Source organism: Celerinatantimonas sediminis, from assembly GCF_046054195.1.
In the GTDB taxonomy this organism is placed as follows: domain Bacteria; phylum Pseudomonadota; class Gammaproteobacteria; order Enterobacterales; family Celerinatantimonadaceae; genus Celerinatantimonas.
The window spans coordinates 1-6,016 of sequence record NZ_JBEQCS010000036.1 but is presented as its reverse complement, the minus strand read 5'-3'; the positions used below and the strand labels follow the sequence as shown (position 1 = coordinate 6,016).

The 6,016-nt window shown below is 37.0% G+C and carries 6 protein-coding genes; all 6 read left to right on the top strand.

All coding sequences use genetic code 11. The features are described from left to right. The coding region (locus ABTQ23_RS21070; RefSeq protein ID WP_408617732.1) for a hypothetical protein at positions 1-927 on the top strand (927 nt) is incomplete at its 5' end. Positions 928-938: 11 nt separating this feature from the next. Continuing rightward, the gene (locus ABTQ23_RS21065) at positions 939-1,943 is read left to right on the top strand and encodes an SEL1-like repeat protein (protein ID WP_408617731.1); all 1,005 of its coding nucleotides are present in this window, start codon (positions 939-941) and stop codon (positions 1,941-1,943) included. A gap of 51 nt (positions 1,944-1,994) precedes the next feature. Continuing rightward, positions 1,995-2,969 carry an SEL1-like repeat protein gene (locus ABTQ23_RS21060; protein ID WP_408617730.1) on the top strand — a complete coding sequence of 325 codons (975 nt, stop codon included), beginning with the start codon at positions 1,995-1,997 and terminating at the stop codon, positions 2,967-2,969. 96 nt (positions 2,970-3,065) lie between these two features. Further along, the gene (locus ABTQ23_RS21055) at positions 3,066-3,998 is read left to right on the top strand and encodes an SEL1-like repeat protein (RefSeq protein WP_408617729.1); all 933 of its coding nucleotides are present in this window, start codon (positions 3,066-3,068) and stop codon (positions 3,996-3,998) included. Positions 3,999-4,094: 96 nt separating this feature from the next. Then, positions 4,095-5,024 (top strand): SEL1-like repeat protein, encoded by a 930-nt coding sequence (locus ABTQ23_RS21050; RefSeq protein WP_408617728.1) that lies wholly within the window; start codon positions 4,095-4,097, stop codon positions 5,022-5,024. A gap of 51 nt (positions 5,025-5,075) precedes the next feature. Beyond that, complete coding sequence (locus ABTQ23_RS21045; RefSeq protein ID WP_408617727.1) at positions 5,076-6,014, top strand: hypothetical protein; 939 nt, start codon at positions 5,076-5,078, stop codon at positions 6,012-6,014. The last annotated feature ends 2 nt before the right edge of the window (positions 6,015-6,016 follow it).

Here is a 6,016-nt window from a genome sequence, read left to right as displayed (position 1 = left end):
TACTTATCCATAGTTATCTTATTATGCATTGCCATGAGTTTTCCGCTCCAGGCAATGCCTTCCATCCATGATGGGCTAGATGCGCTAAACCATCATGAATTTGCTAAAGCAGAAAAGATTTTTGCCGATCAGGCCGATAAAGGTGATGTACACGCGCGTTATTGGCAAGCCAACGCGATGTTTCTGCAGCGAGGGAAAAAGGCGTTTGCTGCAGGTCAAATTATGTTGCAAGCGGCTAAAAAAGGCGACCCGTGGGCGATGAACCGTCTTGATCCAAGTAATAATGAATCACCTTGTGGGATGTTTGGTTGGCCATGTGATTCTAAATGGCTGGATAAAGCATTAGCAATTTGGAAAAAGCAAGCGAAGCAAGGTGATGGTAATGCGGAACTTGCACTTCTATTGCGTGATCGGCCTTGGTATCTCACTTATATACCTGTTCTGAGTCAAAAAATGTACGCCAGTAGGATAGCTGATGCATTTTTGAATGGTTCTGATTACGCAGCATTAAGAATTCCAGGTTTTTCAGTAAAGAAAAAGTATGAATACATAAAACAAGTTGCTAACAAAGGAAATTGTGAGGCGATGTTTGATTATGGTGTTCATTTTGATGACAATAGCGAAGATTACTTAGATTGGATGAAAAAATCTGCTAGATGTGGTTATAGCAAAGCCGCATTATATGCTTTGATTACTGATAAATTAAATGGGAATTATAGCGAAGCGTATTTTTATGGTGTGTTGGGAACTTATATTGGAGGTAGTAAAACCAATATAGATCCTTTTTATGAACCGTGGATAAAAAACATTATAAAAGATAAAAGAGATCAGATAAAATCAGAAGTAAAACAATATGTAGAAAAAAATAATATTAAACCAACCAAAAACTATAGTGAATTTAGTGAAGAGTTCTTTGGTATTTATTAGCCGCTATTTTAATGTTTAATTTTATTAAGAATGAGAAAGGAGCTGTAATCCCATTCCTTTTTATATCTGCGTATCTTCTCTTCATCTTATTAATTCCCTTCCGAGCTTGTGCTTCTGTTGATGCTGGCTTAGATGCGTTAAGCCATCATGAATTTGCCAAAGCAGAAAAGATTTTTGCCGAGCAGGCGGATAAAGGTGATGCCCATGCCATGTATTGGTTAGGCAATACCTATCAGTTGGAAGGTGGCATGAAACGACTAGATGCCGGGCGAATTCTGTTGAAAGCCGCAAAGATGGGAGATCCCTGGGCGATGTATCGTCTTTACACTAAAAACCCGTATTCACTTTGCACCGTTTGGCCCTGTAGTTCCAGATGGGATAGTAAGGCTGTAGAAATCTGGGAAAGACAATCCAAACAAGGCAACGGAAAGGCAACATTTGCCCTCGCATTACGTAAAGACAGAACCTTTTGGTATAATGTCACAAAATGGCTCCCTGGTATGGGGCAAGAGAGGCTAAATAAAATGGCGCTCAAAGCCTTTCGCCAAGGTTATCAAGGTGCATCATTTTATTTAGCTAATAATATTAAGTCTGATTATTTACACTATTTAATTAAATCTTCAGGTTATGATTTTATTCCTTCGTATAGCCGATTGGCAATATATTATAAAGATCATCATAACATTAAGTTAATGGAGAAATATAAAAATATTGCTCTCCAATATGGTGATAGAAACTTTATAAATTATTTGTTTGAAGTGTATTCACAAGGGTTGGATGGATATAAGAAAGATTTTAAAAAAGCATATTTCTATGGAAAAATTCTTTCTCTCTATGGGAAAGATGTTGATGTTTTTTTTAAAAAAACTGGATTAAAGGAATATAGATTGGATGCCAAATTTACAGATATACAGAAAAAATTATTTATAAAAAAAGCAAAGGAATTTGTTAGTGCTCATCCTCCTTACCACTATTACGACGAATTTTCTTTCCCATTTGATGGGATGGACTTTTAATTGGTAGTAGTCAAGGGATACATATTTCCTATCTATTTATTAAAAACATTCATGCAATATCGATACTTAAAAATAACCGTTTTATTGTGCTTTGCTATTAGTTTCCCGCTACAAGCCAAGCTTGCTATCCATGATGGGCTTGATGCTCTTCAGCATCATCACTACCAAAAAGCTGAACAGGTGTTTCAAAAGCTTGGAGAACAAGGAAATGCCCATGCTATGTATTGGTTGGGGAATACCTACCAGTTAGAAGGGGGCATAAAACGGTTGGATGCTGGGAGAATTCTACTCAAGGCTGCCCAAATGGGTGATCCTTGGGCAATGAGTCGTCTAGATCCTGATAATGGGCTCTCGCTTTGTACCATCTGGCCGTGTAATTCCAAATGGAAAAGTAAGGCCGTAGAAGGCTGGGAGAAATTATCAAAGCAAGGCAATGGTAAAGCGACATTTGCCTTAATGTTTCATAAAGAAGATACATACTGGTATCGGTTTACCAGATGGATCCCAGGCATGGGTCAAGAGAAGCTCAACAAGATGGCGCTCAAAGCCTTTGAACAAGGTTATCAAGGTGCAGCAGTCTATTTATTTAATCATGATAAGTCTAAGTATTTAAAATACCTTATACAATCTTCTAAAAATGGTTTTATCCCTGCCAAAAGAATTATATCTGCATATTATGAGTCTCGGAAAAATTTTAAACTGATGAATAAATACAAAGACCTGTCTATTAACCTAGGTGATATAAAATTTATAAGATATCTATTTGTTTCTTACATTGATGGATTGGGCGGTTATAAAAAAGATTTTGATAAAGCGTATTACTATGGCAAAGTTTCTTCGTTGTATGGTGAAGACTTATCTATCTATTTTAATAGAAATGGGGCCAAGAGATATAGATTAGAGGATAAAGTTGCTCATGAAAAAAAATTCTTGTTAACAAAGAAAGCAAAAGAATTTGTTCATACCCATCCGCCTTATCATTATTATGATGAGTATTCCTTCCCGTTTGATGTAATGGACTTTTAATTGGTAGTAGTCAAGGGATACACATTTCCTATCTGTTTATTAAAAACATTCATGCAATATCAATGTTTAAAAATAACTGCTCTATTGTGCTTTGTTATGAGTTTCCCGCTACAAGCCAAGCTCGCCATCCATGATGGGCTTGATGCCCTGTGGCATCACCATTACCAAAAAGCTGAACAGGTGTTTCAAAAGCTTGGAGAACAAGGGAATGCCCATGCCATGTATTGGCTAGGCAATACCTATCAATTAGAGGGCAGTATGAAACGACTGGATGCAGGGCGAATTCTGTTGAAAGCTGCAAAGATGGGTGATCCTTGGGCGATGTATCGCCTTTATACTAAAAATCCATATTCTCTTTGTACTGTCTGGCCATGTGATTCAAAATGGGACAGTGAGGCTGCAGCAATTTGGGAGAAACAATCAAAAGAAGGGAATGGTAAAGCGACATTTGCTCTCGTTTTACGCAAGGAAAGAACCTTTTGGTATAATGTTACAAAATGGATCCCTGGTATGGGGCAAGAGAGGCTTAATAAAATGGCTCTTAAAGCTTTTCACCAAGGGTATCTAGGTGCATCATTTTATTTAGCTAGGTATTCTAAAACCCATGACTTCAAATATATTATACAAGCTGCCCAAAAGGGATTTATTCCTGCTTATCGAGTATTATCTGTATATTATAGAAAATCTGATAATATTAAACTATCAGAAATGCTTCAGAAAAAGGCTTTGCAATCAGGAGAGACTACCTTCATAAGCGTATTATTTCATACATATTTAAATGGGGGGAATGGTTACGATAGAAATATTGATAAGGCTTATTACTATGGCAAAATATCATCATTCTATGGTGAAGATGTATCTGGATTTTTTAGAGCAGATAAGTCTTCTAAAGACTTTAGTTTATCGACAAAGGTCGCAAAAGATAAGCAAATTATATTCACCCAAAAAGCAAAAGAATTTGTTCGCGCCCACCCCCCATATCACTATTATGATGAGTTTTCTTTCCCATTTTATGCAATGAGGTTTTAATTGGTAGTAGTCAAGGGATACACATTTCCTATCTGTTTATTAAAAACATTCATGCAATATCGATACTTAAAAATAACTGCTCTATTGTGCTTTGCTATGAGTTTCCCACTACAAGCCAAGCCCGCTATCCATGATGGGCTAGATGCGCTAAGCCATCATGAATTTGCCAAAGCAGAAAAGATTTTTGCCGAGCAGGCCGATAAAGGCGATGCCCATGCCATGTATTGGCTAGGAAATACCTATCAATTAGAGGGCGGTATGAAACGACTAGATGCTGGGAGAATTCTACTCAAGGCTGCCCAAATGGGTAACCCATGGGCTATGGGGCGTCTGGATCCCGATAATGGGCTCTCGCTTTGTACCGTCTGGCCGTGTAATTCCAAATGGAAAAGTAAGGCCGTAGAAGGCTGGGAGAAATTATCAAAGCAAGGCAATGGTAAGGCTACGTTCTCCTTAATGTTCCATAAAGAAAACACTTATTGGTATCGGTTTACGAGATGGATCCCCGGTATGGGGCAAGAGAGGCTTAATAAAATGGCGCTCAAAGCCTTTCGCCAAGGTTATCAAGGCGCCGCCATTTATTTATTTAATCATAATAAATCAGCTAACTTACAATACTTGATACAGGCGGCCAAAAATAAATTTATTCCAGCATATTCGAAACTAGCCATATACTATAAAGAAAAAAATAATGTTAACTTGATGAATAAATATAAGAATATAGCTATTCAGTCAGGCGATATGGGATTTATAAAGTTTTTATTTGAGGTATATATACAAGGTATGTTTGAATACAAAAAGGATTTTGACAAAGCATATTACTATGGAAAAATAACTATTTTATATGGAGATGATGTGTCTGACGACTTTGGGAAAAATGCTCCTAAAGAATTTAGTTTGTCGACAAAAGTTGCTAAGGCTAAGCAAATTGTATTCACCCAAAAAGCAAAGGAATTTGTTCGCACCCACACCCCATATCACTACTATGATGAATTTTCCATCCCGTTTGATGTAATGGACTTTTAATTTTTAATAATCAGGGGATACATATTTCCTATCTGCTTATTAAAAACATTCATGCGATCTCGATACTTTAAAATAATTTCCCTATTGTGCCTTGCGATTAGTTTTCCACTACAAGCTAAGCTAGCTATCCATGATGGGCTTGATGCGCTAAGCCATCATGAATTTGCCAAAGCAGAAAAGATTTTTGCCGAGCAGGCCGATAAAGGCGATGTACACGCGCGTTATTGGCAAGCCAACGCGATGTTTTTACAGCGAGGGGAAAAGGCGTTCGCCGCAGGACGAATTATGTTACAAGCAGCTAAAAAAGGCGATCCTTGGGCAATGAACCGTCTTGATCCAAGTAATAACGAGTCACCTTGTGGGATGTTTGGCTGGCCTTGTGATTCCAAATGGCTGGATAAAGCCTTGGCTACTTGGAAAAAACAAGCTGAGCAAGGTGACGGTAATGCTGAACTTGCATTACTGTTACGTGACCGACCTTGGTATACAAAATATATTCCGATATTAAGTGAAAAATTATACGCAAATAGGGCGATCGATGCTTTTTCTCATGGTTCTGATTATGCCGCTTTTAAAATTCTACATACAAATGTTACGGATAAATATAAGTATATAAAGGAAGTTGCTGAAAAAGGAAATGGTGCAGCTGAATATAATGCCGCTTTTTCTTACAAAAAATATAGTTCTAATTTCATTAAGTATATGAAACGTTCTGTTATTCATGGGTTTTCGAAAGCAACATTTTATATGTTTACGTATTACAAGGTGAGCGATGATTACGAAAAAGCATATTTTTATGGTCTCTTAGGTAAGTATTTGGGAGAAAGCGGAAATCGAGTTGATCCATTTTTTGAGGGGTGGATAAAAAATTTATCAAAAGATAAAAAGTTAGAAATAAAACGGGATGTTGATAAATATATAAAAGAAAATAATATTAAGCCAACTAAAAATTATAGTGAATTTAGTGAAGAATTTTTCGGTATTTATTAGCC